The following is a 1,559-nucleotide window of genomic DNA, read 5'->3' on the forward strand; positions in this document are numbered from 1 at the left end:
GGCAACCGCAGCCCGGTCTCACCGTTCAGCCGGTTACGCAGCTCCACGGCGGTCAGCGAGTCGAAGCCCAGCTCGTTGAAGGCCCGGTCCATGCCCACGCTCTCGACGCTGCCGTGCGCCAGGACGGCGGCCACGTGGGTGCGGACGGTGTCGGTGAGCAGCCGCCGGGCGTCGACCTCGCTCATGCCGGCCAGGCGCTCGACCAGCCCGGCCGACCCCGCGGCCCTCCCACCGGCGCTGGTGGCCGCGCGGCGCGGGGCGCGGACCAGGCCGCGGAGCATCGAGGGCAGCCCGCCCGCCTCCGCGCGGGCGCGCAACCCGGTCGTGTCCCACCTGGTGGCGACGACCAGCGGTTCCGGGCTGGTCATGGCCGCGTCGAACAGGTCGAGGCCCTGCTCGACGGTGAGCGGCGCGATGCCCGACCGTGCCATACGGGCGACGTCGGCCGAGGTCAGGGTGCCGGTCATGTCGGAGTCTGTGTCCCACAGACCCCAGGCCACCGACACCCCAGGGAGACCCAGGGCCCGCCGGTGCGCCGCGAGGACGTCCAGGAACACGTTGGCCGAGGCGTAGTTGGCCTGCCCCGGGTTGCCCAGCACGCCCGCCAGCGAGGAGAACATCACGAACGATTCGAGCGGCGACTCCCGCGTCAGCTCGTGCAGGTGCCAGGCGGCGTCCGCCTTGGGCGCGAACACCGTGTCCAGCCGCTCCGCCGACAGCCCCTCCACGGTCGCGTCGTCCAGCACCCCGGCCGTGTGGACCACCCCGGTCAGCGGGCGCTCCACCGGAATGGACGCCAGCAGCCCCGCCAGCGCGTCACGGTCGGACACGTCGCAGGCCGCCACCGTGACCCGCGCCCCGAGCCCCTCCAGCCCGGACACCAGCTCGCCCACGCCCGGCGCGTCCGGTCCACGGCGGGAGACCAGCAGCAGGTCCCGCACGCCGTGCCGTTCCACCAGCCGCCGCCCGACCAGGGCGCCCAGGGCTCCGGTGCCGCCGGTGACCAGCACGGTCCCGGAGCCGGCCTCGGACGGCCCGGCCGACGCCCCGGACGGACCGGCCGACGCCCCGGACGGACCGGCCGACGCCTCGGCCGTCCTGCGCGCCAGGCGAGGTGCCAGTACGGTGCCCTCGCGCGCGACCAGCTGTGACTCGCCCGAAGCGACGGCCGCGGCCACCAACTCCCACCCGGAGAAACCCTCGTCGGCGTCCAGCAGCACGAACAGTCCTGGGTGCTCCGCCTGCGCTGAACGCACCAGCCCCCACACCGACGCGGCGACGACCCCGGCCACCTCGGTGCCCGCATCCGGACCCGCCGCACCACGCGTGACCAGCACCAGGCGGGAACCCGCGAAACGCTCGTCTGCCACCCATCCCCGCACCAGACCCAGCACCCGGCCCGACGACTCCCGCACCGACCCCGGCACATCCACAGAACCTGCTTCGCACGAGACCACCACGAAGTCGGGCACCGGCTCCCCCGCCGCCACCGCCACCCCCAACGCGTCCACATCCGCGAACCCGGAGAGCCCCGCCACCGGCTCACCCAGGAAGACCCA

General features: G+C 75.1%; 1 protein-coding gene. It reads right to left on the reverse strand.

Annotation, left to right across the window (positions count from 1 at the left end; all coding sequences use genetic code 11):
• Window positions 1-1,559 (reverse strand): beta-ketoacyl reductase (locus AB0B89_RS36355; protein ID WP_358562314.1); only part of this gene is annotated, 1,559 nt, incomplete at both ends.

The sequence above is a fragment of the Sphaerisporangium sp. NPDC049002 genome (assembly GCF_040649355.1).
Classification (GTDB): domain Bacteria; phylum Actinomycetota; class Actinomycetes; order Streptosporangiales; family Streptosporangiaceae; genus Sphaerisporangium.